Annotated in this window: 19 protein-coding genes; 14 read left to right on the forward strand and 5 right to left on the reverse strand. The window is 66.0% G+C overall.

The window, feature by feature from the left end; all coding sequences use genetic code 11:
* Positions 1-8 precede the first annotated feature (8 nt).
* On the forward strand, positions 9-1,403 hold the full coding sequence (locus F1599_RS20900) for a TolC family outer membrane protein (protein ID WP_149318003.1): 1,395 nt from the start codon (positions 9-11) through the stop codon (positions 1,401-1,403).
* A 165-nt stretch (positions 1,404-1,568) separates the two neighbouring features.
* Here the strand turns inward: F1599_RS20900 and F1599_RS20905 are convergent, their stop codons facing one another.
* The 4 genes from F1599_RS20905 to F1599_RS20920 form a co-directional block, all read right to left on the reverse strand.
* Entirely contained in the window at positions 1,569-2,444 is an 876-nt protein-coding gene (locus F1599_RS20905) for an META and DUF4377 domain-containing protein (protein WP_223819790.1), read from the reverse strand.
* 151 nt (positions 2,445-2,595) lie between these two features.
* Positions 2,596-3,978 (reverse strand): lipid IV(A) 3-deoxy-D-manno-octulosonic acid transferase, encoded by a 1,383-nt coding sequence (gene waaA / locus F1599_RS20910; protein ID WP_150084525.1) that lies wholly within the window; start codon positions 3,976-3,978, stop codon positions 2,596-2,598.
* 2 nt (positions 3,979-3,980) lie between these two features.
* On the reverse strand, positions 3,981-5,111 hold the full coding sequence (waaC, locus tag F1599_RS20915) for a lipopolysaccharide heptosyltransferase I (protein WP_150084334.1): 1,131 nt from the start codon (positions 5,109-5,111) through the stop codon (positions 3,981-3,983).
* Positions 5,092-6,477, reverse strand: a complete 1,386-nt coding sequence (locus F1599_RS20920; protein ID WP_150084336.1) for a phosphomannomutase/phosphoglucomutase — start codon at positions 6,475-6,477, stop codon at positions 5,092-5,094. The genes waaC and F1599_RS20920 overlap by 20 nt, the downstream gene beginning before the upstream one ends.
* A 358-nt stretch (positions 6,478-6,835) precedes the next feature.
* Between F1599_RS20920 and F1599_RS20925 the strand changes: the two genes are divergently transcribed.
* From F1599_RS20925 to F1599_RS20945, 5 genes are all read left to right on the forward strand, one after another.
* On the forward strand, positions 6,836-8,047 hold the full coding sequence (locus tag F1599_RS20925) for a glycosyltransferase family 4 protein (protein ID WP_223819791.1): 1,212 nt from the start codon (positions 6,836-6,838) through the stop codon (positions 8,045-8,047).
* 10 nt (positions 8,048-8,057) lie between these two features.
* Complete coding sequence (locus F1599_RS20930; RefSeq protein ID WP_223819792.1) at positions 8,058-9,374, forward strand: exopolysaccharide biosynthesis polyprenyl glycosylphosphotransferase; 1,317 nt, start codon at positions 8,058-8,060, stop codon at positions 9,372-9,374.
* Between the two features lie 155 nt (positions 9,375-9,529).
* Positions 9,530-10,660, forward strand: a complete 1,131-nt coding sequence (locus F1599_RS20935; protein ID WP_150084340.1) for a glycosyltransferase — start codon at positions 9,530-9,532, stop codon at positions 10,658-10,660.
* Positions 10,660-11,928 carry a lipopolysaccharide biosynthesis protein gene (locus F1599_RS20940; protein ID WP_150084341.1) on the forward strand — a complete coding sequence of 423 codons (1,269 nt, stop codon included), beginning with the start codon at positions 10,660-10,662 and terminating at the stop codon, positions 11,926-11,928. The genes F1599_RS20935 and F1599_RS20940 overlap by 1 nt, the downstream gene beginning before the upstream one ends.
* Positions 11,918-13,024, forward strand: coding sequence for a glycosyltransferase family 4 protein (locus F1599_RS20945; RefSeq protein WP_190286420.1), 1,107 nt, complete (start codon positions 11,918-11,920; stop codon positions 13,022-13,024). Before F1599_RS20940 ends, F1599_RS20945 begins: the two co-directional genes overlap by 11 nt.
* Here the strand turns inward: F1599_RS20945 and F1599_RS20950 are convergent.
* Positions 13,008-14,090 carry an MraY family glycosyltransferase gene (locus F1599_RS20950; protein ID WP_150084343.1) on the reverse strand — a complete coding sequence of 361 codons (1,083 nt, stop codon included), beginning with the start codon at positions 14,088-14,090 and terminating at the stop codon, positions 13,008-13,010. The genes F1599_RS20945 and F1599_RS20950 overlap by 17 nt on opposite strands.
* A gap of 455 nt (positions 14,091-14,545) precedes the next feature.
* Here F1599_RS20950 and F1599_RS20955 point away from each other — a divergent pair, with 455 nt between their 5' ends.
* The 8 genes from F1599_RS20955 (at position 14,546) to F1599_RS20990 (ending at position 25,758) form a co-directional block, all read left to right on the forward strand.
* Positions 14,546-15,988 carry a mannose-1-phosphate guanylyltransferase/mannose-6-phosphate isomerase gene (locus F1599_RS20955; protein ID WP_150084345.1) on the forward strand — a complete coding sequence of 481 codons (1,443 nt, stop codon included), beginning with the start codon at positions 14,546-14,548 and terminating at the stop codon, positions 15,986-15,988.
* Between the two features lie 41 nt (positions 15,989-16,029).
* Positions 16,030-16,461, forward strand: coding sequence for a hypothetical protein (locus F1599_RS20960; RefSeq protein WP_150084347.1), 432 nt, complete (start codon positions 16,030-16,032; stop codon positions 16,459-16,461).
* A gap of 35 nt (positions 16,462-16,496) precedes the next feature.
* Positions 16,497-19,928 (forward strand): glycosyltransferase family 4 protein, encoded by a 3,432-nt coding sequence (locus tag F1599_RS20965; RefSeq protein WP_150084349.1) that lies wholly within the window; start codon positions 16,497-16,499, stop codon positions 19,926-19,928.
* A complete protein-coding gene (locus tag F1599_RS20970; RefSeq protein ID WP_223819793.1) occupies positions 19,841-21,046 on the forward strand; it encodes a glycosyltransferase family 4 protein in 1,206 nt (401 codons plus the stop codon). Before F1599_RS20965 ends, F1599_RS20970 begins: the two co-directional genes overlap by 88 nt.
* Before the next feature lie 9 nt (positions 21,047-21,055).
* Entirely contained in the window at positions 21,056-22,231 is a 1,176-nt protein-coding gene (locus F1599_RS20975) for a glycosyltransferase (RefSeq protein ID WP_150084351.1), read from the forward strand.
* Between the two features lie 43 nt (positions 22,232-22,274).
* Positions 22,275-23,414, forward strand: a complete 1,140-nt coding sequence (locus tag F1599_RS20980; RefSeq protein ID WP_190286421.1) for a class I SAM-dependent methyltransferase — start codon at positions 22,275-22,277, stop codon at positions 23,412-23,414.
* 69 nt (positions 23,415-23,483) lie between these two features.
* Positions 23,484-24,371, forward strand: coding sequence for an ABC transporter permease (locus tag F1599_RS20985; RefSeq protein ID WP_150084355.1), 888 nt, complete (start codon positions 23,484-23,486; stop codon positions 24,369-24,371).
* On the forward strand, positions 24,361-25,758 hold the full coding sequence (locus tag F1599_RS20990; protein WP_150084356.1) for an ABC transporter ATP-binding protein: 1,398 nt from the start codon (positions 24,361-24,363) through the stop codon (positions 25,756-25,758). Before F1599_RS20985 ends, F1599_RS20990 begins: the two co-directional genes overlap by 11 nt.
* The last annotated feature ends 80 nt before the right edge of the window (positions 25,759-25,838 follow it).

Genomic DNA, 25,838 nt, shown 5'->3' on the forward strand with positions numbered 1-25,838 from the left:
CCTCCGGCGTGGCGCTGGCGCTGTGCCTGGCCGCCCTGCTGCCGCTTCCGGCCAGCGCGGCCGACCTGCTGCAGGTCTATCGCGAAGCGCAGTCCAACGACGCCCAGTTCGCCAGCGCGCGCGCCCAGCTTGCCGCCTCGCAGGAACGCCTGCCGCAGGGCCGTGCCGGCCTGCTGCCCCAGATCAACGGCGTGGCCGGTGTCACCCGCACCAAGATCGACCAGAGCGCGCCGATCGACGCCAACCGCTTCCTGAACAACAAGAACTGGGCGCTGCAGCTGACCCAGCCGCTGTTCCGCTGGGATCGCTGGGAAACCTACAAGCAGGGCGAACTGGCCGCGCTGGCGGGGGAAGTCACCTTCAGCCAGGCGCAGCTGGACCTGATCACGCGCACTGCGCAGGCATATTTCGACGTGCTGGCGGCGCAGGACAACCTGTATCTGGCCGGCGCGCAGAAGCGCGCGATCGCCGAGCAGCTCGAACAGGCCAAGCGCAATTTCGAGGTCGGCACCGCCACCATCACCGATACCAACGACGCGCAGGCCCGCTACGACCTCGCGGTCTCGACCGAGATCGCCGCGCAGAACGAGCTCGAAGTCCGGCGCGCGACGCTGCAGCAGATCACCGGCAGGCCGGTCGACGAACTGATGGGGCTGCGCCCCGCCGCCGATATCCCGGGTCCGCAGCCGGCCGACGTCAACCTCTGGGCCCAGCAGGCCGAACAGACCAACCCGCAGGTCAGCCTCGCCCGCTACAACCTGGAAACGGCGCAGCGCGAATACAACAAGGCGCGCGCCGGCCACCTGCCGTCGGTCGACCTGGTCGCCTCCTACGGCTATCAGGACTCGTCGGGCCTGATCCAGCAGCAGGTCAACGTCGCCAGCCGCTACAACAGTGCGCAGATCGGCGTGCAGCTGACCATTCCGATCTACGCCGGGGGCCAGATCCAGTCCCGTGCGCGCGAAACGCTGGCGCTGGCCGACCGCGCCGCCAGCGATCTCGAATTCGCGCGCCGCACCGCCGCGCAGAACGCGCGGCAGACCTTCTCCGGCGTCTCCAACGGGCTGGCCCAGGTGCGCGCGCTGGAGGCGGCCGAACGCTCGGCGCAGACCGCGGTCGAGTCGAACCGGCTCGGCTACGAGGTGGGCGTACGCATCAACATCGACGTGCTGAACGCCGAGGCGCAGCTGTTCTCGACCCGCCGCGATCTCGCCCGCGCCCGCTACGACACCATCATGAACGGCCTGCGCCTGAAGGCCGCCACCGGCTCTCTCAGCGAAGACGACCTGGTGCAGATCAATACGCTGCTGACGCTGCCGCCGGGCTCGATGTACAAGCTGCCCGAGCCGCCGAAGGCCGCCGCGCCGGGCGCGAAGCCGGCGCGGACGGCAAAGCGCGGCTAGCGCAAATCGATCCACGGCCATCGGTGCAATGCCGATGGCCGAATTCCTTCCGTTCGCGCCGCATCGGCAAAGGGGCGATCCCCTCCCTCTCGCGATTCAATCCGCCATGGGCGTGCGCGCCGCCGGGGAGAGGGGGTTCTCCCCATCGGTAAATCCTGCTTGCCTTCAATTCACCCGCGTACGCCGCTGTACCTCCAGCAGCTCCCAGCGGATCGCGGACGCATCGGCCGGGGGATTGGGCACGCGGTACTCGCGCACGCGCAGCGTGTAGGCGATGCCGGGCTCGAAATCGAGCCCTTCGATCGGCCCGTACCACAGCTGCCAGGGGGCGTTGGGATCGTCGCGGACGCGATAGCAGGTCTGCTTGCCGACCCCGGTGCATTCGACGCGCTGCGAATCCACATAGACGGTCTTCTCGACGCCCGACGCGGCGGCCTGGCCTTGGCCCTGGCCCGTTTGCCCTGGCTGGCCTTGCTGGCCCTGCCCTTGCTGCCCATCGAGCCGATCGCCGCGGCGGCCCACGCCCTCGCGTTCGACGAAATGCAGCAGATCGCCATCGGCGGTCTTCCAGATGATCTGGCGGCCCGTGGAGCCTGCCGACGGCTGCGTGCCGACCGTCGTAAACGGCGACTGCATCGCATTCAGCAGGCTGTTCTCCACCTCCATCAACGGCGGCGGACAGGCGCGGCGCGTGCTGGCGACGCGATCGAAGCGCATGCCGCTGTCGGTCTTGCCATAGCTGCCCGTCATGCGATTGCAGCCGGTGTTGCCGGTGACCGTGCCCTGCGCCGCGTCGATGCCGGCGTTGAACTCGAACAGCACCGGCTCGCCGTTATCGCCATGCGGGATCTGTTTCAGCGAGCCGTCCGGCATCTGCCAGCGCACCAGCTCCCAGCGGCTGGGGCCGCCGGGCCGGGTCTCGCTCAGGGTCGGCGTCGCCGACGGCGAATCGGGGGCCGGCGCGGTGACGCAGCCGGACATCGCGGCACCAAGCAGCGCTGCGGCCGCGGCTGCGGTACCCATGCGGAAGGACAGGGACATCGGTTCGCTCCTCGAGTTGGCGGGATGCATCGACGACGATGATGCGTCCCGAAGCAAAGAGAGTGCCGGACGCACCCACAAGGTGACGCCACGGAGGACGCCACAGGGGGACGCCCGGCAAGTGTACGCAATCGATTTGACGCAGCCGGGATCAGCGAGTGCCCGGGCTGTCCGCCGGGGCCGGCCCATCGGCGGCGTCGCCGGCCTTGCCCGGGGCGGCCGGCGCAGGCAGCGCGGGCACCAGCGCCTCGACCGTGCGCGCGGTGGCGCCGCGATGCTCGCCGGCGAAGGCGCGGGCCTGCGTCTGCATGCGGGCGAGCCGTTCGCGATCGGACAGCAGCACCGCGGCGGTATGCATCAGCTGCTCGGCGCTGTCGACGCGCAGGCAGGCGCCCGCGGCAATCGCATCGTCGGTGGCCTGGGCAAAGTTGAAGGTATGCGGGCCGATCAGCACCGGCGTGCCGACGGCGCAGGCCTCGATCAGGTTCTGGCCGCCCAGCGGCAGCAGGCTGCCGCCGATAAAGGCGACATCCGATGCCGCAAAATACATGGCCATTTCGCCCATCGAATCGCCCAGCAGCACGTCGGCCTCGATGGGCTGATCGAGCCCGTCCTCGCCCAGTGCACTGCGGCGCTGCAATGTGAAGCCGGTCTGCGTGACCATCGCCGCCACCGCATCGAAGCGTTGCGGATGGCGCGGCACCAGCAGCAGCGCCGGCGGACGCGCCGTGTCCGAACCCTGGTCCCACACCTCGCCGCACAGCTTGCGCCAGCGCGACAGCGCGTCGAGCAGCATCGCCTCCTCGCCCTCGCGCGTGCTCGCCGCCGCCAGCACCGGCCGCGTGCCGAAGGCCCGGCGCAGCCGTCGTCCGCGTTCGATCTGCTCGTCCGATGGCTGCATGTCGAACTTCAGGTTGCCGGTCACGCGCACCGCCGCCACGCCCAGCGCGCGAAAGCGCTCGGCATCGGCCTGGGTCTGCGCCAGTACCTCGGTGAAGTCCGCATACATCGCCGCCGCAGCGCGCCCGAAGCGGGCGGTACGGCGAAAGCTGCGCGGCGACAGCCGGGCATTGACCAGATACAGCGGCACGCCGGCCAGGCGCGCACCGCGCACCAGGTTCGGCCAGACCTCGGTTTCCATCAGCATGCCGGCCTCCGGCCGGAAATGCGCCAGGAAACGCCGCACCAGCGCCGGCACGTCGTACGGCAGGTAGCACTGCACCAGCCGCGGCTCCTTGCCGAACAGTTCGGCGCCGGTCTGCCGGCCGGTCGGGGTCATATGGGTCAGCACGATGCGATGGCCGGGATAGGCCGCCAGCAGCCGCGCGATCAGCGGCTGCGCGGCGCGCGTCTCGCCAACGGAGACCGCATGGACCCAGATCCAGGGACCTTGCCTCGGCAACGCGTCGTAGCGTCCGAGCCGTTCGCCGACATGCCGGAGATAGCCGGGCTCCTTGCGCGCGCGCCACGCCAGCCGCGCCAGCGCGGCCGGCAGGATCAAACCCCAGGCCAGGTTGTACAGAACACGCAACAGCATCAGCCTTCCCGTCCGAGCCCACGCACGCGGCGCGCCGCCGCGTGGACTTCCTCGACCGTCGGCGCCTCGCCGTCGTCGCCGACATTGGCGATGCGTGGCGACCAATAGCCCTCGGTCTTCCAGCGCCAGGTCGCGGTATAGATTTCAACGGTCGGCCGGCACAGCGCCGCGGCGATATGCACCAGCCCCGTGTCGACGCCGACCACCAGTTCGGCGCGATTGATCAGGCCGAAGCCCTGCATCACCGTGAAGCGCGGCAGCACGCGCGAGCCCGGCACGCCCGCGGCGATGCGCTCGGCGGCATGCCGCTCGGCCTCGTTGCCCCAGGGCAGCATCACCGCCAGCCCCTCGGCGAACAGGCGCCGGCCCAGCTCATGCCAGTGCTCCAGCGGCCAGCGCTTCTTCGCGCCGGCGGTCGCATGGAAGCAGACCGCGTAGCGCGTCGGCAGGTCGGACCACAGCGGATCGTTGGCATGCAGCACGCGCGCCTCGTCGCCGAAGAAACGCGGCGGCTCGGCCGGGGCGACGCCGGTCAGCGCGGCCCCGAGCAGGCGCGAGCGACGAACGGAATGGGTCTGCAGCGGGACCTGGATCGGATCGGTGTAGAACAGCCGCGCCGCCGGCTCGTACCCCGAGCCCTGCGTCGCATTGCCCAGTCCGATCACCGGCGCGCCCGCATGGCGGCGCGCGATGCGCGAGACCACCGCGGTCTTCAGCAGCCCCTGCGTCTCGATCACCGCGTCGTAGGCGTCCTCGCGCAGCGCGCGGCGGAACGCGCCCAGCTCGGTCCACACCGCGCCCGAGAACAGGCCCTTGCGCCAGCGCCGCAGCGCGAACGGAATCACGCGCCGCACCTGCGGCAGCAGGCGCACCAGTTCGACATAGCCCTCCTCGACCACCCAGTCGATCTCGCAACCGGGCCAGCGCGCGCGCAGATCGTGGATCAGCGGCATGTTGTGCACGACGTCGCCGAGGGAGGACACCTTGACCACCAGGATGCGCGGCCGCTCCGGCATGGGCACGCCCAGCGGGCGCGGCATGCCGGCGGTCTCGATCGCCTCGGGGGCGGCGCTGTCCTGCAACGGTACTGCCGGATCGACCGGCATCCGCTCAGAACGGCAGCTGGGCATCCGGCTTCTCGGCCAGGATCACGCGCTTGAACTCCGCCTGGATGCGGGCCAGCGCGGCGTCGTTATCGGCCTCGAAGCGCATCACCACCACGGGCGTGGTGTTCGACGGGCGGGCCAGCCCGAAACCGTCGGGATATTCGACGCGCACGCCGTCGATCGTGATGACCTCGCGCGCGCCCTCGAACTTCGCATTGGCGCGGATCTTGTCGAGCAGCGTGAAGGGCTCGCCCTCGGCGCACTTGAGCTGCAGCTCGGGCGTGCAGATCGAATTGGGCAGCGCGTTCAGCACCGCGCTCGGATTGTCGTGCTGCGACAGGATCTCCAGCAGGCGTGCGCCGGTATAGAGGCCGTCGTCGAAGCCGTACCAGCGATCCTTGAAGAACACGTGGCCGCTCATCTCGCCGGCGATCGGCGCGCCGGTTTCCTTCAGCTTGGCCTTGACCAGCGAATGGCCGGTCTTCCACATCAGCGGCTCGCCGCCATGCTCGCGGATCCACGGGGCCAGCTTGCCGGTGCACTTGACGTCGTAGATGATCTGCTGGCCCGGATGGCGCGACAGGATCTCCTGCGCGAACAGCATCAGCTGGCGGTCGGGGAAGATGACCTGGCCGTCCTTGGTGACCACGCCGAGCCGGTCACCGTCGCCATCGAAGGCCAGGCCCAGCTCGTTGTCGGTCTCGCGCAGGCAGCGCATCAGGTCCTGCAGGTTTTCCAGATGCGCGGGGTCCGGATGGTGGTTGGGGAAGGTGCCATCGACGTCGCAGAACAGCTCGGTCACTTCGCAGCCCAGCGCGCGGAACAGATCGCCGACGAAGGCGCCGGCCACGCCGTTGCCCGCATCGAGCGCGATCTTCATCGGCCGCGCCAGCTTGACGTCGCTGGCGATGCGGTCCAGATACAGCTGGCGGATGTCGACCTCTTGATAAGCGCCCGCGCCGCTGGCAAAGCGCTCGTCGACGATGCGCTGGCGCAGCCCCTGGATCTGCTCGCCGTAGATCGCCTTGCCGGCCAGCACCATCTTGAAGCCGTTGTAGTCGGGCGGGTTATGGCTGCCGGTGACCATGATGCCCGAGGTCGCGCGACGGCCGGCGAGTTCGATATTGGTGCCGAAGTACACCATCGGCGTGGCGACCATGCCGAGGTCGATCACGTCCATGCCGGCGGCGCGCAGGCCCTCGACCAGCGCCGACAGCAGATCCGGTCCGGACAGGCGCCCGTCGCGGCCGACGACTACCGCGGTCTCGCCGGCCTCGGCGGCAGCGGAACCGAAGGACAGGCCAATGGCACGGGCGACGTCGCGAGTCAGGGTCTTGCCGACGATGCCGCGGATGTCGTAAGCCTTGAAGATGGAGGAGTCGATTTGCATGCAGCTTCCTGGAAGTGAAGGGAGCGGGCGCCCCGCCGCGGGGCATGGAACCGCGGGACTTCGTGATCCCGCCATGTGCCCAGAACGGCGCGCCAAAACCTGTATTTTGCCGGATTGCGATCAGGCACGGCAGTTATAATCGGTTCGGCCGGGCAGTTCGGTGTCCTGACACACGCCATCGCACGCACGATTTGCTGCGCCGCCCGCCGCCATTCCCGCCGCCATTCCGATATCGCGCCCTCCTGCCACCGTGCCCCTGTCGCCGCGCTCGTTTCCCCATTCTCCGGCGCGCCGGTCTCAGCGCCGGTCCCTGCGTTGGTCCTTGCGTTGGTCCCCGCGTTGCGCCGAACCCGAGCGCTTGCCTGCCTCCGCCTCGGCGGCGGACCTGGGACAGGCCGAGCGGCCCCGCATCGCCTACCTGATCACCAATTCGGAGATCGGCGGCGCGCAGGCCCATGTGGCCACGCTGCTGGAGGCATTGGGCGAGCGCGTGGAAGCGATCGTGCTGGCCGGCGGCGACGGTCCGCTGCTGCCGGCCGCCGAGGCATTGGGCGCGCGCACGGTCCGGCTGTCCCGGCTCGACAACGCGTTGTCGCCGCTGCGCGCGATCGCGGCGCTGCGCGAGCTGATGAAGGCGCTGCGGCAGGCCGATCCGGACCTGATCCACGCGCACAGCGCCAAGGCCGGCGCCCTGGGCCGCATCGCCGGCTGGCTGCTCGGCATCCCGGTCGTCTATACCGTGCACGGCTTTGGCTTCAAGCCGGCCGCGCCGCGCCGGCAACGGCTCGCCGCCCGCGTCGCGGAATGGTTGCTGGCCCCGCTGACCGCACGGCTGATCTGCGTGTCCGAGGCCGAGCGCGAACTGGCACGCAGCCTGCCGCTGCCCGCGCGGCGGATCGCGGTGATCCACAACGGCATTGGCGATGTCCCCGAGCGGGCCGAGCCTGGCGCGCCGATGCATCGCATCGTGATGGTTGCGCGCTTTGCCGCCCCGAAACGGCCCGATCTGCTGATCCGCGCCTTCGCCAAACTCGCCGAGATGGCCGAGCCCGCCGAACGCGCCGAACCTGGCGATGGCGCGCTGGCCCGCTGCGAGCTGGTGATCGCCGGCGATGGCCCGCAACTGCCGGCCATGCGCGCGCTCGCGCAACGCCTCGCTCCCGGCCGCGTGGTGTTCACCGGCAACGTCGCCGCGGTGCCCGCGCTGCTGGCCTCGGCGCAGGCCTTCGTGCTGGCCTCCGACCACGAAGGCTTTCCGCTGTCCATTCTCGAGGCGATGCGCGCCGGCCTGCCGGTCGTCGCCAGCGATCTGCCCGGCATTCGCGAACAACTCGACGAGGGCCGTTGCGGGCTGCTGTGCGCGCCGGGCAGCGTGCCGGCGCTGGCCGATGCACTGGCGCGCCTGGCCGGCGATGCCACGCTGCGGACGTCGCTCGGCACGGCCGCACGCGAACGCTGGGCGCTGCAATATGGCGTGACGGCGATGGCCGATGCGACCTGGGCGATCTACCGCGAGCAGCTGCCCGCCACCGCGCCGGCCAACGGCCCGCTTGCGCGGGACCGGGCCTGAGGGGATGCGCATGAACAAGGCATCGGGCACCGCCCGCCCCGCCCTGGCCATCCGCGCCCGCGGCTCCGAAACGATGCGCCGCGCCAGCCGTATGCTCGGCTGGGCCCTGCTCGGCCTGCTGCCGTTCGCGCTGAACATGGGACTGGCCGAGGCCGCCCATCAGGCCGGCTATGTGACCCACGTGTTCCCGCGCACGCTGCTGTGGTCGATCGCGCCTTACCTGCTCGCCTTCGTGCTGCTGCACCGCTCGCTGCATCTGCCGGCGATGGAGGGCAACAGCCTGGTCGGCCTGGCGGCGACCTTGCCCTTCGTCGCGCTGCTGTTCGCCTTCGCCGCCTTCCAGATTCCCTACTCGCGCGGCGCGCTGCTGCTGGGCTATCTGACCACGCTGGCGTGGATCTGGGCCGGCTACCGGCGCTATGTGCAGAACTACGTGCCGGTGTTCGGCTACACCGATCCCGCCGCGCTGGCGCAACTGCAGCAGTTGCTGGCGATGCCGGGCGCGCTGCCGCCGGGACGCACCCGCTTCGAGCCGATCGGCTCGATCGAGGAAGCGGTGCATTGCGACGGCCTGATGCTCGACCGCAGTGCCGCGGCCGATCCGGAACGGACCCGGCTGCTGGCGCGCTACAAGATGAGCCACGTGCGGATCTACTCCGTGGAGCGTGTGGGCGAGATGCTGACCGGCCGGCTCGGGCTCGACCATATCGACGAGAACTTCCTCGACGATCATGCCGCGCACTATTTCTACGGCTATCTGAAGCGCCTGATCGATGTGGCCACGGTACTGTGCCTGGCGCCGCTGGCGCTGCCCGCGGCGCTGGTGGTGGCGCTCGCGATCCGCCTGGACTCCCCCGGCCCGGCGCTGTTCCGGCAGAGCCGCGTCGGACTGCTCGGCAAGCCGTTCACGATGCTGAAGTTCCGCAGCATGGAGACCGCGCCGCAGGACACCGCGCGCTTTGCCGCCCGGCGCGATCCGCGCGTGACGCGCGTCGGCCGCGTGATCCGCAAATACCGGCTCGACGAGATTCCGCAGCTATGGAACGTGCTGACGGGCGACATGAGCCTGATCGGACCGCGTCCCGAGCAGGTGCCGATGGTCGAGCGCTTCGCCGACACGATCCCCTATTACCCGTACCGGCATCTGGTGAGGCCGGGGCTGTCGGGCTGGGCGCAGGTCCAGCAGGGCTATGCGGGCACGCACGAGGAAACGGTCACCAAGCTCAGCTACGACCTGTACTACGTCAAGCATTGCAGCTTCGCGCTGGACCTGCTGGTGGCGGTGAAGACGGTGCGGACGCTGCTGACCGGGTACGGGGCGCGTTGATGCGGGCGCGTGAGCAAGGCGTGGCGCCGGTGCCGGGGCTGTCGCCGGATGCGGCCCGTTCGTTGGGCTCGACTGGCTCGCCGTTCGCGCCGGCTTCGTCCGCCTCGTCCGCCTCGTCCGCCTCCACGGAATCGCCGCAGTTGTCGCGATCGCCGATGCGCATTCTGCTGCTGACCACCGGCCTGCGCCTTGGCGGTGCCGAGCAGCAGGTCGCCGCGCTCGCGCGCCGCTTCGATGCACTCGGCCACGCCGTCGCGGTGGCCAGCCTGACGCCGGGATGCGAGGTCACGTTGCCGCCCGAGATCGAGACATTGAACCTGGCCATGCGCAAATCGCCGTGGTCGATGGCGCGGGCGCTGCGGCAGATGCGCCGTTTCGTCCAGCACTGGCGGCCGGACGTCATCCACGCGCATATGGTCCATGCCAACCTGTTCGGCCGCGCCCTGATCGCGACCGGTCCGGCGCGCGCGATGCCGCCGCTGATCTGCACCGCGCACAGTGCCCGCGAGGGCGGCACGGCGCGCATGCTGGCCTATCGGCTGACCGATCGCTGGGCCGGCCTGACGACGCATGTCAGCGCCGAAGGCCGGGAAAGAATGATCGCGGCCGGCGCGGTGCCGGCGGGGCGCATCGCGGTGATGCCCAATGGCATCGATACCGCACGGTTCCGGCCCGATGGCACGGCGCGGGCGCAGACGCGCGCGGCGCTGGGCCTCGATGCGGCCGCACCGCTGCTGCTTCATGTCGGACGACTCGTCCCCGAGAAGAACCAGACTTTGCTGCTGGAGGCATTTGCCCGCCTGCCGTCGTCGCTTGCCTCCGCACAACTGCTGATCGCGGGCGACGGCCCCGAACGCGCCGCGCTGGAACGCCGCATTGCCGCCCTGTCCCTTGGCGACCGCGTACGCCTGCTCGGCACGCGCGCCGACGTCCCGGCCCTGCTCAACGCGGCGGACGTGTTTGCGCTGTCGTCCGACATCGAGGGCATGCCGCTGGTGGTCGGCGAAGCGATGGCCTGCGGCTGCCCGGTGGTGGCGACCGATGCGGCCGGTGTCGCGCAGATGGTCGACGGCTTTGGGCAGGTGGTACCGCGCGGCGATGCCGACGCACTGGCGGCCGCCCTCTCCCGCGCACTCCGCGACGGGCGCGGCGACCTGGCACAGGAAACGGCAAGGCATCGGCATATCGCGGATTCGCTCGGCCTCGAGGCCATCGCGGACCAATGGCTGGCCCGCTACGCCGCGCTTGCCGCTGCAAAGGCCCACGCACGCATGGGGACCGCCTGATGCGCAGACGGGTCGCCGGCAACCTGCTGTGGATGCTGACCGAGCGCGGGCTGCAGGTGGTCACCGGCATCGCCATCGTCGCGATGCTGGCGCGCGCGCTCGGCCCCGAAGGCTTCGCGCATTTCCAGTATGCCCAGGCCGTGGTCACGATCGCGGCGTCGGTCGCGCTGATCTGCGGCAGCGAAGTGGTGGTGCCGCGGCTGGTCGCCGATTCCGCCAGCACAGCGCAGCATCGCCTGCTGGCGCACGCCTTCGTGCTGCGCGCGTTCGGCGGCCTGCTCGGCTATGCGCTGATGTGCGGCTACCTGGCCGTGGCAGGCGCCGCCGCCGAGGTCTGGGCCGTGGCGCTGCTGCTCGGCATCGCGATCCTGCTGCGCGAACCGTTTGGCGTGGTCGGTGCCTGGATGCAGGCGCATACCAACAACCGGCCGGCCACCGTGTTCAGCCTGATTTCGCTGACCATCAAGGCCGGCATGGTGGCGCTGCTGTTCACCGCCGGCAGCCGCGCCGCACCGGCCTTCGCCAGCGCCTTCGCGGTCGAGGCGGTGGTGCTGGCGCTGCTGCTCGCCGGCTACTACCTGAGCCGCGTGCCGCACCGGCGCATCGCGGTCGATTCCGCGCTGGCGGGTCAACTGCTGCGCGGCGGAACGCTGTTCTGGGCCAGCTTCATGATGATGATGGCCGCGCGCCGCGTCGATCAGCTGATCCTGCAGCCGCTGGTGCCGCTCGCAGACTTCGGCGCCTATGCCGCGACGATGCAGATCCTCGACAACTACGCGGCCGCGGCGACCATCATCGCGGCAGGCGCCGCGCCGGTCTATGTCTACGGGCAAGCGGATCCCGTGCTGGCACGGCGCAATGTCGGACGCCTGGCGCTGCTGCTCGGCGCGGTGGGGCTGGCCGGCGCGGCGGTGATCGCCGCTGCCGCCGACTGGATCATCCATCTGCTCTATGGCGAACAGTTCGGCGCGGCCGTCGGGCTGCTGCGCGTCGCGGCATTCGCCACCGCGCTGGTGTTCGTCGATGTCGGCCTGACCCTGCTGCCGGTGTATCTGCGCAAGCCCGAATGGGTCGCGCTGAAATGGGCCGGCACGCTGGCGATGATCCTGATTTTCGACCTGATCGCGGTGCCGCGTTATGGCATATGGGGTGCGGTCGCAGGGTATGCGTTGGCCAACGGATTCGCGGTCCTGATCGGGCTCGCGCTGTGGTGGCGCTGCCGGACGGCCACGTCGCTGCGGACGGCAAGGGCAGCGCATGAGCACTAAGCCGACCCTCTGCTTCCTGACCGGGACGCTGAACGCATTCGCCGGCGCCGAGCGCATGACCGCGGTGATCGCCAACGAGCTGGCGCGGCGCGGGTACACGGTGCATATCCTCAGCCTGTGGGACGCCGCGAGCTGCTTCGAACTCGAACCGGCGGTGCGACACGATGCGCTGTTCGCGCAGCGGCCTTCGTTCAAGACGCGGTATCTGTCGACGGTCCTCGGCATTCGGCGGTATCTGAAGCGGCATCGGATCGAGGTGCTGATCGAGGTCGATACGATGCTGACGTTGTTTACGCTGCCGGCATGCGTGGGCCTCGGCGTGCGCCGCATTGCCTGGGAGCACTGCAACTTCGACCAGGATCTCGGGCGACGGGCGCGACGGCTGGCGCGGCGGCTGGCGGTTCGCAGTTGCGAGCATGTGGTGGTGCTGACGCAGCGGGATCGGGAGAAGTGGGAACGGGGGTTGGGCGCGCGGAATGTGGTGGTGATTCCGAATGCGTTGCCGTTTGCGATGCCCTCCGAGCCGGCGCCGCGGACGTCGAAGGTGGCGTTGGCGGTGGGGCGGTTGACGCATGCGAAAGGGTTCGATGTACTGCTGCGGGCGTGGGCCTTGGTGGCGCAGCGGCATCCGGATTGGCGACTCGATATCGTCGGCGACGGGGAGTTGCGCCAGGAGCTGCTCGCATTGCGCAAGACCTGCGGTCTGGAACGCTATGTTCAGTTTCAGCCCGCGCGGACCGAAGTGGCTTCCCTGTATCGGCAGGCGGCATTGTTCTGCCTGCCGTCGCGCTACGAGGGCTTCGGCGTGGTGCTGATAGAGGCGATGGCGTTCGGTTTGCCCGTGGTGGCGACCGATTGCGAGACCGGGCCAAGGGAGCTATTGCGCGACAGCGCCGCAGCCATGCTGGCGCCCGTCGACAACGCTGCCGCCCTGGCCCATGCCATCTGCGCGACGATCTCGGATCGCGATCGCGCACAGGCGATGTCGGAAGCGGCGGTCCGAATGGCTGCCCGGTTCGAATCGACTACGGTAGTTGAAATCTGGCTGCGCCAGATACTTGGGCCAATAGGGCGGGCCCCTAGTGGCGCGCTCTGACCCGGCTGATCATCCGTCTGCCGATTCGGATGATGCGCCACGCACTGCGCATCACAAGCAAGTGCAAGACCACCAGTCCCAGGAAAAGCAGGAACAACGTTTGCTCGGACAGCCCGGCCTTCCAGCCCAGCACGCCGCAAAGTCCGAGCGATGCATTACAGACGAGGATGACCAGAACGATCGCATCCGGTCCCAGCCCCAGACGCAACAGGACATGGTGCAGGTGCGTACGATCCGCCGACAACGGGTTCTTTCCCTTCATGACGCGCCGTACGACGACGGAGAACAGATCGATCAGGACGAAGCCGAGCACCCACAGCATCACGACCGGCGGCACGCTCTTTTGTGCATTATACTCCACTTGTGATAGCAGGACCGAGAACCATACAATAGCGAACCCCAACATAAGACTGCCGGCGTCCCCAAGAAAGACCCGATGCTTCCCGCGCAGTGGGTTGCGTATATTGAAAATCAGAAAACCTAGAATCGCCCCGGTAAATATAATGCATATCCGCTGCGCGGCGCCATTTTCGACCTCGCCCGCCAAATACGCAAACCAACTGAAGATTATCGCCGCCAATCCGCCTGCCAGGCCGTCGAGCCCGTCCGACATATTCATCGCGTTGGTTACGGCGACCGCCGCAAACAGGGTCATCGGAATTCCCCAATTCGCTAACAGAATCTCGCGGCGTGCAAATAAATCACCCAGCGAATGCAGATAGATGCCGCCCCATGACGTCATCAGCATGGCGGCAAGAAACTGGGCACCAAGCTTCGCCACGGGGGACACACCGCGCAGATCGTCGGCGATCCCGACGATGGCGAGCAGTGTCAGACCCGCCAGCAGCGCCACGTAGTAGCCCTGCGAGCGCATGAAGATCAACGAACCGGCCCAGATGGCGATGGTCAGGGCGATGCCGCCGACCAGAGGCACTTCACCCTGGTGCCGCTTGCGGGCATCGGGGCGATCCACCAATCCGCCTGCAATGGCAAGCGGGCGCAGCAGGACCACCGCGAACGCGGTTGCCAGAAAGCAGAACAGGGGAACCCAAAAAAAATCGAACATTGTGTCAAGTATGATCCGACGCAAGCATTGCCAACGCGGCCCGGCGCTGTGCGGACTGCGAGCATACCTTGGAGCACACCGCTGGTGACCACGATTTTCGCCAGTCCGTGGCCGGCCCCGCATCCCCAGCCTCTTCCCAGCGGGCCGCACGACGCTTGATGCAAAAAAACAACAGCCCGCAAGCGCTTATTCCGTGCAGCCAGTGCTTTCTATTTTCTGCCGTGGCGATCAAACGGACTGAATGTCCGCGTGAACATGGATGTTATACGAGTCCGCGCAAAGCGGACGTTTTACCGGGTGCCCGTAACCGGCACTTCAAAAGCCAGTTGATTATGGTTGCAAACGTGAAGCGCAGAGCGCCGCAGTTACACTTCGAAAGAATTCGAGCCTGCTCGCGTGCTCAAACGAATGCCAAAGGGACTATAATCGCCCACCTCCATACAGGATCGGTCAGCATGCACATTGTTCCCGTGATCATCTCCGGGGGAGCCGGCAGCCGTTTGTGGCCCGTCTCCAGAGAAGCGTTCCCGAAACCACTTCTGAAACTGTCGGACGGCGAAAGCCTGCTGCAGAAGACGTTCTTGCGCGCCACGCATGGCGCGCAGGTGTCCGAGGTGCTCGTTGTCACGAATCGTGACACCTACTTCCTGACCCGGGATGATTGCCAGGAAGTGAACGCGGACAGGGTGCCGCTGCGATTCCTGCTCGAACCGATGGGCCGCAATACCGCCCCCGCCGTCGCTGCGGCGGCCCTGTGGGTGCAGGCGCAGGTGGGACCGGACGCGGTGATGCTGGTCCTGCCCGCCGATCACCTGGTCAACAATCTCGAGCGCTTCGCCACCGCCGTGGCGACAGCGGCGGAGACCGCGCTCGAAGGACGCATCGTCACCTTCGGCATCCAGCCCACTTCTCCCGAGACCGGGTACGGCTATATCGAGGTGGAGCAGGCCAGCGTCGGCAATGGCGCCGTACCGGTGAAGCGGTTCGTCGAGAAGCCGTCGCTGCCCCAGGCCGAACAACTGGTGGCCGATGGGCGCCATTTGTGGAATTCGGGGATGTTCTGCTTCACGGCGAAGACCATCCTGGAGGAGTTCGCGACGCACGCGCCGGATCTGCTGGCCGTCTGCGAAAAAAGTCTGCAACAAGGTGTGACGTCGGAATCGGCCGGATGCTCCTCCACGGAGCTGCACGGAGAAACGTTCCGCCACGCCACCGATATCTCGATCGACTACGCGGTCATGGAAAGATCGTCGCGCGTGTCGGTCGTCCCCAGCGATATGGGATGGAGCGACATCGGCTCCTGGGAGGCCATCAGCGAGCTGACGCCGCCAGATGCGCATGGCAACCGGATTTACGGCGAGGCGCTGCTGCACGAAGTAAGCAACTCCTACATCAAGTCCGAAGGGCGGGTGGTGGGCGCGGTCGGCGTGGATAACCTGATCATCGTCGACACCCCCGATGCTCTGCTTGTGGCAAACCGGGATTGCACCCAGGACGTCAAGCACATCGTGGGGCAATTGAAGAAGCGCGGCCACGAGTGCTATCGGATTCACCGGACCGCGCACCGGCCCTGGGGCACCTATACCGTGCTCGAGGAAGGTGACAGATTCAAGATCAAGCGCATCGTGGTCAAGCCCGGCGCACAGTTGTCGCTGCAGATGCATCATCACCGCAGCGAGCACTGGATCGTCGTCAGCGGCAGCGCCGACGTGGTGAACGGCGACAAGACGATCTCGTTGCAGCCCAACCAGTCCACCTATATTCCGGCCGGACACCGGCATCGGCTGATCAATCCGGGCGTGATCGACCTCGTGTTGATTGAAGTCCAGTGCGGCGAGTATCTGGGTGAGGACGACATCGTCCGCTTCGAAGACCAGTACGGTCGCGTACAGAACTAAGCCGCTTACGAGCCCCGGCCATTGGCGGGGCCGCTTCCGCCATGACCTGGAAAACGCATCCGCTTACACGCAAGGCATCGGCATTCGCCAAGCGCTGCATCGGCCACGGAGCCGAGGCGTTGCCTTGGAAGGAAATTCTGCGGCGGGTACTGCGGCGGCTGATGCGGCACGCCAAGGGTTTCCCCGGCGTATTGCCGGTCGCCCGCTGGTTGAGGGCCTGCTTTCCGGGGCTGTGGCAACGCACCGCTGGCCGCGTCCTGAGCGCAGCCAGCGATCGGCAGCCTTCCGAGTACGCCGGGCAGTTCGACTTTTCCGGCCGCAGCCACACCATCCCGATCGCCTCCCTGCTTGCCGTTGCCAGCGCCGAGCCGGTGGATCCAGGCTTTCTTTCGATGAACGGCACGCCCGACGACACGCAGGCGCTGCTCGATGCCATTCAACGGGAACTCGACGCCGTGCTGCCGGGCCGCTAGCCGGGCTGCCTCGGGAAGCCGAGCGATACTGATCCATGTCCGCATTCAAGACTTCTCTGCCCACTGCCGACCAGAACGTCATGCCCGCTGCCACATCGCGGGCGCAGGCGGGAAGCATCGCGCGGCCGGCCGTGCATCAGTTCCACTCGGGCTCCGCTGTCGGCGATGCGGTCACGAATGCGATGCTGATGATCCGGAGCATGCTGCGCCGGCTTGGCTTCGAATCGGAGATCTACGCCGAACATGTGGCGCCCGAGCTTGCGGGCGAACTCCACGCTCACCATCTTCTGAACAGGAATCCTGGCGACGTCCTCCTGATCCATCATTCGATGGGTCACGATCTGGATGACTGGATCCTGCAGTTGCCTGGGCGCAATATCCTCTGCTACCACAACATCACGCCCGCTTCGTTCTTCCCGCCGAGCAATCCGTTCCACCACTACGCGCAGAAAGGGCGGCAGCAACTGGTCGACTTCCGTCCGGTGATGGAGCGCGCGATCGCCGTGTCCGAGCTGAACGCCAGCGAACTGCGTGAAGCCGGTTATGACGATGTCACGGTATTGCCGCTGCTCCTGGACGTGGACAAGGTGCGCGATCGCACCTGGAACCGGCAACTGGCGCTGCGCGAGTCGTCCATTCTGACGGTACTGTTCGTCGGTCGGGTCTCGTCGCACAAGGGGCATGCCGACCTGATCAAGACCATGGCCTTTCTTCGCGCCATGTGCGACGAGCCGATCCGGCTGGTCTGCGTGGGCGGCTACGATGCGGGCGATCCCTACTACGAAGACCTGCAACGGCTGACCGCAGAGCTGGGACTGCAAGGGTTCGTGCAGTTCACCGGCAAAGTGTCCGACGAGGATCTGGGCGCCTGGTATCGCGCGGCGGACGTGTTCCTCTGCATGAGCGAGCATGAAGGGTTCGGTGTGCCATTGATCGAAGCCATGGCACTCGATGTCCCCGTGGTCGCCTTCGACAGCGGCAATGTCGCAGCCACGCTGTCGGGCGCGGGCATCCTGGTCCGACAGCGCAATCATGGCGCCATCGCGGGGCTGGTCAAGCGGCTTTGCCTGGACCGCCAACTGCGTGCCAGCGTGCTGGCGAAACAACGGGAACGCGTCGCCGCCTTGTCGCCCCTCGCACTGACGCGGGAACTGGGCAATTATCTTGCTTCGATCGGACTCCCACGTCCGCCGCTTTCCCTGGACGAACAGGTGGCAGCGGCAGTGCCCCGCTACCAGTTTGAAGGTCCATTGGAGACCAGCTATAGCCTGGCCCTGGTCAATCGCCGCCTGGCGTTGGAAATGGAATCGCTCGCCCCGACACAAGTTGCGGCACGTGCGACCGAAGGCAACGGCGACTACCCGGTAGACCGCCGGGCGTTGGAAGCCATCGACGGGCTTGCCGAACTGGTCGATCGCCGCTCGGACGACAGCCGGGCCGTCACGCTGATACGCAATCTGTATCCGCCGCGCGTCGCCGACATGCGGGGTGACCGCAACCTGCTCTGTTTTGCCTGGGAAGAAAGCGGGCTGCCTCCCGAATGGGTCATGCAGTTCAATACATGGCTCGACGGGATCGGTGCCACATCGACCTTCGTCAAGAAGGTCTTGCGCGACAACGGCGTGCATATACCGATTACGGTGTATGGCCATGGCGTGGACCACCACGCAGCCGACGCCGCTCCCGCGCACCAGTGGGACCTGCCCGAAGGCTTCCGCTTTCTCCATGTCTCGTCGTGCTTTCCCCGCAAGGGCGCCGACGTGTTGCTGCAAGCGTACTGCGAGGAGTTTCGCCACGATTCCGGCGTAACGCTCGTCATCAAGACCTTCCCGAATCCGCATAATACCGTGGCGGCGCAGGTGCGCGAGCTGCAGGCCATGCCCGGCTGCCCCCGGATCGTGCTGATCGAACGGGACGTGCCCGACGCGGACCTGCAGGCTTTGTATAAGGCTTGCGATGCCTTCGTTGCACCCAGCCGCGGTGAAGGTTTCGGGCTGCCCATGGCCGAGGCCATGCTGCAGGGCCTGCCGGTGATCACCACCGCCTATGGCGGCCAGGCCGACTTCTGTACGGAAGAGACGGCATGGCTGGTGGACTACCGCTTCGCCGCCGCGCGTTCTCATCTCGGCGTCGCGGACTCCATGTGGGTCGAACCCGATCTGGCCAGCTTGCGCAGCCAGATGCGAGCCGTGGCATCGGCTACGGACAGCGAACGCCGGGCGCGCACGGAGACGGCACAAGCCATGGCAACACAGCAGTTGCGTTGGAACCTCGCCACGAAGCGTCTCGTGGAACTCGACGCGCAACTGGCATCGCGGACGGGGCTCGCCAACAGCCGCCAGCGGTTGGGCTGGGTTTCCTCGTGGAATGCGAAGTGCGGCATTGCGACGTATTCAAGCTTTCTGCTGCGCCATCTGAATCCGGCCGATTTCGATGTGACGATCTTCGCCTCCGAACTCGATGCAACCGTCGAGCCCGACGACGACCGTGTGAACCGATGCTGGACCAACCGCCACGGAACGGTGGACAAGCTGACCGCGGCGATTGAGGCGGCGAATCTGGATACGCTGATGGTCCAGTACAACTTCGGCTTCCTTTCCACCGAAGGCCTGGGCCGGGTCATCCGCCTCTGCCACCGCCGCGGCATTTCGGTCCTGGTGACCTTCCATTCGACGAAGGACATCGTGACGCCCGGGCAAGAGGCGAGCCTGAAGGATATCCGCGCGGAACTGTCCCTTGCCGATCGGCTGGTCGTGCATTCGGTGGACGACGTCAATCGGCTCAAGGCGCTCGGCCTGGTCGACAATGTCTGCCTGTTCCCGCACGGCGTCACCGCCCGCACTCCCACGCCGGTGCCCGTCGCACGAGCGGCAGCCGGTATTCCCGCCGATGCCGAGGTCATTGCCGCCTACGGCTTCATGCTTCCGCACAAGGGTCTGGAGCAGTTGATCGAAGCCCTGCCGCAGATCCTCCAGGCCAGGCCGAAGGCCATGCTGCTGCTGGTCAATGCACTCTATCCGGGCGATGTCTCCCGCGAAGTCCACGAGCGCTGCCAGTCGCTCGCATCGTCGCTTGGCTGCGCGGACCGGGTTCGCTTTTGCACCGAGTTTCTCCCCGACGACAAGAGCTTCGCGCTGCTCGATTGCGCGGACCTCGTTGCGTTCCCGTACCAGAACACCGCCGAGTCGGCGAGTGGCGCCGTCCGTTATGGCATCGCCTCCCACCGGCCGGTGGTATGCACGCCGCTGCCGATTTTCAGCGACGTCGAGGAAATCGTGCACTCGCTGCCGGGCACCAGTCCGGACCACATCGCGCGCGGTATCGTGGCGCTGCTGGCCAATCCGGAGATCCTTGCCAATACGGCGTCGCGGCAATCGGAGTGGCTACGGACCCGGGCCTGGCCCCTGCTGGCCTACCGCCTGGGCGGGGTCATGCGCGGGCTGCGCCAGGATCGTCTCGACTCATGAGTGCGCTCAAGATCGGCCTGACGGCCAATACCCTCGAGCCTGCATTGAACGGCGGGATCCTGGACGGCATCGGGATATACACGCAGGCGCTGCAATCCAGGCTTCCGGCCCTCGGTATCGCACCGCAAGCGATGTCCTTTCCGACCCGCGCGGTACCTGCGCAGCGGTTGCAGGCCATGGCGATGCCGCGCTCGTATCCGGCCCAGCTGGTGCTGTCCATGTTCGGTGCAGCCGTGCGACCGCCGGACTCGGCGGCCCTGGTGCACGTCACCGATTACCGCTGCATACGGATGACCTGCCCCGTCGTCGCGACCTTGCACGATGCCATTCCGCTGCGCTATCCGCAGTGGGCCTCGACGCGATTGCGCGCACTGAAGAATGCGCTGATGCGGCATGCCGCCCGCTATGCCGACAAGATCATCGCGGTTTCCGAGGCCGCAGTCCCGGAACTGATCGAGTATTTCGGCGTGCAGCAGGACCGCATTGCCGTGGTACCCAATGGGGTCGAGGCGGCATGGTTGCAGCCGGCCGATGCGCAGGCGGTGGCCGCGATGCAGGAGTCGGCTGGCTTGCGGCCCGGCTACTTCCTCTTTGTCGGCACGCTGCAGCCGCGCAAGAACGTGGGGCGGCTGATTCAGGCTTATCGCACCCTGCCCGCATCCACGCGAGAGCAGCGCCAGCTGGTACTGGTGGGGCGTTCGGGCTGGTCGTGCGACGACGATATCGCGGCGATCCGCCAGGCGCAGCATGACGGCTACGATGTGGTCTGGCTCAACGATCTGAAAGGCCAGGAAAAGCTGCGCCTGGTCTATGCCGGAGCCGGCGCGCTCGTGTTCCCCTCGCTGCATGAGGGGTACGGCATCCCGATCCTCGAAGCGTTCGGCTGCGGCATTCCTGTCGCGTGCTCGAACGTGTCTTCGATGCCGGAAGTCGCCGGCAACGCTGCGATCGAGTTCGACCCGCTCGACGTGGAAGCGATCGCGGCGGCCATGCGGGACGCCGTGGCGGACAACGAGGAAAATCGCGCACGCATCGCGCTGGGCCGGCAACGCGCCGCGGCGCTGTCCTGGGACAACACCGCAAGGCTGACAGCCGCGGTCTACCGCGAACTGGTCTAGGGACGAATCATGCGTGTACTTCACGTCTACAAGACCTACTACCCGGATACGTTCGGCGGCATCGAACAGGTGATCCGGCAGATTGCACTGTCGACGCGGCAGTTGGGCGTGGATGCGAAGATCTTCACCGTGAGCAGGCAGGGCCGGCAGACGCCTCGCATCGAGCAGGACGGTGTGCCAGTGTTGCGCGCCCCCGTCACCATCGAGATCGCGTCCAACGCGATGTCATTGCGGGCGTTCGGCGAGTTTCGTCAGGCAGCTGCCTGGGCCGACATAATTCAGTACCACTTCCCGTGGCCCTTCGGAGACCTGCTGCATCTCGCAGCCGCGGCAGGCAAGCCGGCACTGGCGACATATCACTCCGACGTGGTCCGACAGAAGGCCCTGATGCACATTTATCGTCCACTGATGCATCGCTTCTTGGCATCGATGGGCGCCATTGTCGCGACGTCTCCCAACTACGCGGAAAGCAGCACGATACTGCAGCGGCATCGGCAACGAGTGACCGTCATCCCGATCGGGGTCGACGAGGAGAGCTTTCCCACTCCGTCGAACACCATCCGAGAAACATGGCGCGAGCGTGTGGGGGAGAATTTCTTCCTCTTTGTTGGGGTCCTGCGGTATTACAAGGGATTGCACATACTTCTTGAGGCCATTCGGGAAACCGGTCTGTCGCTCGTCATCGTGGGCGCTGGACCTGAAGAGGAGCGCCTGCGCCAACAGGCAAAGGCGGCCGGCCTGCATCGCGTGATCTTTGTCGGCGCTGTGACGGACGAGGACAAGATGGCACTGATCGCACTCGCACGCGCCATGGTGTTTCCTTCGCACTTGCGCTCCGAAGCCTACGGCGTCACGCTAGTCGAGGCGGCGATGTGCGGCAAGCCAATGATCTCCACTGAGATCGGTACCGGAACGAGTTTCGTCAATCTGGACCGGGAAACCGGCTTGGTATTGCCGCCGGACGACGTCCACGCATTGCGCGAAGCCTTGCTCTGGTTCGCCCGGAACGATGATGCGGTGGCGGCGATGGGCATGCGCGCGCGCGCCCGCTTCGAGGAGCGGTTCACTGCCACGCGGATGGCGCACGAATACATACGGTTGTACAAAGAACTGGCGCATTCGACACTGCCTTCCCAGGCGTTTCAAACAGTTTCCGCCTCGGACACCACCAGGCCCTTCAAGTAGAATCGCCCTGTCAGTGCGCTCGTGCGCTCCGAAATTCTCCCTTATGAAGACCAGTACCGACTTACCGATGGCCGCTTCCACTTCCGTTCCGCTTCGCGAACGTATTCGAAAGGCAGTTCGCCGTCTTGCCGACCAGCCTCTCGTCGGGCGACTCGTCCGCGTTAGCGTTGCGACCTGGCGCGGCCCACAGACCCGTGACATGGTCATGCAGGAGTTCCAGGATCTTGCGACGCTACGCCGTTTCGTCAACGAGCAAGTGCCTACGCTGCTGGAAGCCATCTCACATCTCAATCATCAGCAAACCATCGTTTCACGCGATGAGAGCAACCTTGCCATCTCGGTACCCGTGGCACTGCGTAGCATGCGCCGCGAACTGAACCACTTGCAGCAAGTTCAGGCTTGGGATCCGGCCACCACGACAGCGCGGCTTGATGCCATCGAGGCACAACTGCGCTCGAAGGAAGAGGCCTGGGCCCCTCGCCTCAACGCCATTCAGGAGGAACTCGATGGCATGCGCAATGCGCTGAAGCAATCGCACGAAACTGTCGACTATCTAGTTGGCCGAGTCGAATTCGTGCGACGCGAACTGATGTACGAAATGCGGCATGGCGGATCGTCGCCGTCGACTGAAGGCGACACGCTGGAGGTCGAACCCAAGGTGGTCAATGGCGACAAACTGACAGCGGCGCGCCAAGGTCAGTTGCGGTTGAACCTCGGGTGCGGGCATATTCCCTTGGAAGGCTATCTGAATGTCGACCGCCGCGATCTCGCGGGAGTCGATATCGTTTCGGAAGTCAGCAATTTGCCGCTCGAGCGCGGGGAGGTGGACGAAATCTTCTCCTCCCATATGCTCGAACACTTCCCACAAGAGCAGCTACGTCGCGAGTTGCTGCCCTATTGGAAATCACTGTTGAAGCCGGGCGGCAAGCTTGCAGCAGTGGTGCCCGATGCGGAAGCGATGATTCGCGAGTACGGAGCGGGCCGATACGACTACGACGATATGCGGGAAGTCATGTACGGCGCGCAGGACTACGACGGCGACTTCCACTTCAACATGTTCACGCCGTCGCACCTTGGCAGGCTGCTGCAGGAAGCGGGATTCACCGACATCGAGGTCCATGCGGCGGGTCGGCGCAATGGCAAGTGCTTCGAATTCGAGATTTCCGCACGCAATCCCGGATGATGCGCGTGCCACGACGCCGCTGGCTGCGCCTGACCCTACTAATTCGCCCTTGCCGGAACGGCGCGGCCGTTGAAGAATCACGCCGGCATTGGCGTCGCCTTGCTGGCGACGGCAACCTCCCCCTCGCCTGACACCCTCATGTTCGAACTACAGACCCGCAAACAGACCGGTATCGCAGGCCTTTCGCTCGCGCTGATGCTGGCCAGACGCGATCTCAAGAACCGGTACGCAAGCTCGTATGCGGGCGTCGCTTGGAATATCGGCGTTCCGCTACTGTATTCCCTTATCAATGTGGTGGTCTTCTCCATCCTGATGCAGGGACGTATCGGAGGCGACTATGGCCCGCTGCCATTCTCGCTCTTTTACTTTGTGCCGTTCTCGCTGTGGACCTTCTTCGCCGAAGTTATGGGGCGAAGCCCCAACATCATGCGCGAGTACAGCTACCTGATCAACAAGATCGCGTTTCCAGCCTGGGTGTTGCCGCTCGTACCGCTCGCCTCCGCCCTGCTCAGCCAGTTGATCATCATGGGCATTGTGGTGGCGCTTCTCGTCATCAAGGGTATGGTGCCGGCCTCCACTGTTTGGCTTTTTCCGGTGATCTGGCTGATTTCCACGCTCTTCACGATCGGCTGCGCCTATTTCGTCGCCGCGGTCTCGGTCTATATCCCGGACATGGGTCAGATCGTGCCGGTGCTGGTCAATGTACTCTTCTGGCTCACGCCCGTGCTCTACCCCCCCTCGCTGGTCGAGAAGTCGAGCATGGCGTGGGTGAAGCCCATCGTGATGGATCTGAATCCCTTCTTCTATTTGGCGGAGGCATCGCGACTTTCGGTGTTCGGGTCCGCTGCCTTCCCGCTCGGGCATCTTGCAATCCCGGCGCTCTTTGCGGCAGGCGCCCTAATTGTCGGCGCGCTTACCTTCCGCAAGCTGCGCCCTGGCTTTGCTGATGTCCTCTGAAGCGACCGAGGCCTTTATGTCTCATTCCGAACTGACGCAAGCCATCGCGCTACAGGGCGTCTCCAAGATCTACCATACCTATTCGCACCCGCGGCATCGCCTGCTCGAACTGTTATCCGGCGGCAAGAAGCAATACGCCCGAGAAACGAGGGCGCTCGACGAAGTCAGTTTCACTCTGGAAAAGGGCGGCCGTCTTGGCATCGTCGGAGAAAACGGCAGCGGTAAGAGCACCTTGCTGAAGGTGTTGGCGCGCGTGCTAACGCCAACCACGGGCACTGTGCAGGTGAGCGGCAGGGTTTCCGCGCTGCTCGAATTAGGAGCGGGTTTCAATCCAGAGCTGACCGGTCGGGAAAACATTAGCCAGTTCGGCTTACTGCACGGCATGACGGCAGCACAGATCGAGGAAGCGCTTCCTGCGATCATCCAATTCAGCGAACTTCGCGATGCCATCGAACATCCGATCAAGACTTACAGCAGCGGCATGGCGGTACGCCTTGGATTCGCCTGCGCGGTCTACTCGCAGCCTGACATCCTGATCGTCGATGAAGCGCTGTCCGTGGGCGACGCCTACTTCCAAAACAAGTGCCTGCACAAGATCAAGTCGATGCTGGACGAAGGTGTGACGTTCCTCTATGTCACCCATGCCGCCGACGCGATCCGCTCACTCTGCAATCAGGGCCTGTGGATGAGGAACGGGCGTGTCCAGATGACGGGCTCGTCCACCGACGTGGGGGCGGCGTACCAGCGCGAAATTTTCAACCGCATGGTACGAGCCGGATATTCCCCTCCCGAAGGCGAAGTCGTCGGGGACATCACCGACGAAGATCAAACACCACTTCCAAGCTCAATCACCCCCGCCCAGCAGGCGAGCGCGGCGGCCTTCGCCGAGCGGGTCGCCTCGATGCGGACCGGCAGCGGCGAAGCGCGAATCACCGATATCGTTCTGTACGGCCGCGATGGCAACGCGACCGACTCGATGGAATTCCTGGAGCCGCACCGCCTGCGCGTGTTCGTCCGCGTGGACGGTCCCCTTCCCCCCAATACGTCGCTGAACGTGGGGATTCAAGACAGTAGCGGCAAGCAGATTTGCCACTTCAGTTCATTGGCGCAGGGAATTGACTTGTCTCGCTTTGATACCGGCACCATCTACTCGGTGGAATTTGACTACAAGCCCTCCTTGTGTCCCGGCGAATACAGCCTGGTAGCTGGCATTAGCTCGATGTATTCCCATCCTTCGAACCAAGCGCAAATGTTGATCGATAACGTCATCGACTACTGCGCCGGTGGCAGCCGCTTCTCTGTACGCTTTCCCGACAAGCCCATGGACCTTGACCTATGGGGCATTGTCGCCTTCAAATACAAGGCCGAATACCTGAAGCTGGATTGAAGGCGGTGGCTATGCAGGCCGCCTTACCGCAGGATACGTAGCAAGTGGCACCGCCGTAGGCAAATATACGGCGGCCGATC

The organism is Cupriavidus cauae (assembly GCF_008632125.1).
GTDB lineage: Bacteria > Pseudomonadota > Gammaproteobacteria > Burkholderiales > Burkholderiaceae > Cupriavidus > Cupriavidus cauae.